The following is a 1,378-nucleotide window of genomic DNA, read 5'->3' on the forward strand; positions in this document are numbered from 1 at the left end:
GTTGACGTCGACGGCCAGGTGGCTCAGCGACTGGCGCTTCTTGATCATGCCGCGCTCGAACAGGAAGTCCTCGAAGTCACGGTAGCGGCCGGCATCCAGCGCGGCAGGACGCAGCGCGAAGCGCGGTAGGGTGGCGTACCAGGCTTCCTTGTTGAGCTCGGTATCCAGTGCCGGGTCGGAGTCGCGGAACATCTCCCAGCCCTGGTCCGGATGGTTGATGATCCAGGCGGTGGCTTCGCCGACGGCGGCGAGGAAGCCGGCGTACTGGGCCTGCTTGCGCTCGTAGCTGTCGCTGTTGGCGACGAAGATCAGCTCGTCATAGGTCGGCACGCCTTCTTCCTCGATGTAGAAGGCGCGGCCCTTGACGCCTTCCTGGGCCATCTGGGCCAGCTCGAAGTTGCGGAAGGCGCCGGTGACGGCATCGACCTTGCGCGTCAGCAGTGACGGCGTCAGCGAGAAGTTGACGTTGGTCAGCGTGATGTCATCCAGCGTCAGGCCGCTGTGCTGCAGCATGGTGGAGAGCAGCACTTCCTCGACGCCGCCTACCGAGTAGCCGACCCGCTTGCCCTTGAGGTCGGCGATCGACTGGATGTCGCTGTCGGCGCGCACCACCACCACATTCAGCGGCGTGGCGACCAGGGTGCCGATACGCACCAGCGGCAGGCCCTGATCGATCTGCAGGTGCAGCTGCGGCTGATAGCTGATGGCGATGTCGACGCGCTCGGCGGCGGCCAGCTTGGGCGGCACGCTCGGGTCGGCGGGGGCGATCAGCTCGACATCAAGACCGTGCTTCTTGAACAGGCCCAGCTCCTGCGCCAGCACCAGCGGGGCGTGGCCGGGGTTGGTGTACCAGTCGAGCATGACCTTGTACTGCGTCAATGGCTGCTCGGCGGTGGCAGCGTCCTTGGTAGCGTCATTGGCAACGCCCTTCGAGTCAGCATCAGCGCTCTGTTCGTCGCTGGCGGCTGGTTCAGCGCCGTTCTTGGCCTGCTCGGCGGCGCCGGCGGTCGCTTCCACGGCTTCCTGGCTTGCCACCGGCGCCGAGGCGGTCGAGTCACCGTTCACTCCGACCTCGGCCTGCTGAGCGACGATTTCCGGCGCTGACTGGGTGCTGGTGGCGGGTTCTGCCTCGGCGGCGTGGGCCGACATGGCGGTGGCTGGCAGGCTGCTCAGGCACAGCGTGGTCAGCAGGGTGGCGAAGGCGGTGGACAGCAGCGAGGCACGCGGTGAACGTGTCGGCTGCGCTTTGCGCCGTGGCGCCGATGACGAAAGAGACATGGCGGAGTTCCTTGTGATCACAGGGTAGTGGTGCTGCCGTTCGTGGGCGGCAGTCGTCAGGCTCATGCAATTTGTGTCGAGCGTCGTTGCGTCTTTCGGT

1 protein-coding gene is annotated in these 1,378 nt (G+C 66.2%); it reads right to left on the bottom strand.

Annotation, left to right across the window (positions count from 1 at the left end):
* A partial coding sequence (locus AC4FAH_RS01270; protein WP_490245567.1) for an ABC transporter substrate-binding protein occupies nt 1-1,278 on the bottom strand: 1,278 nt, incomplete at its 3' end.
* Nucleotides 1,279-1,378 lie beyond the last annotated feature (100 nt).

Source organism: Cobetia sp. (genome assembly GCF_983723665.1).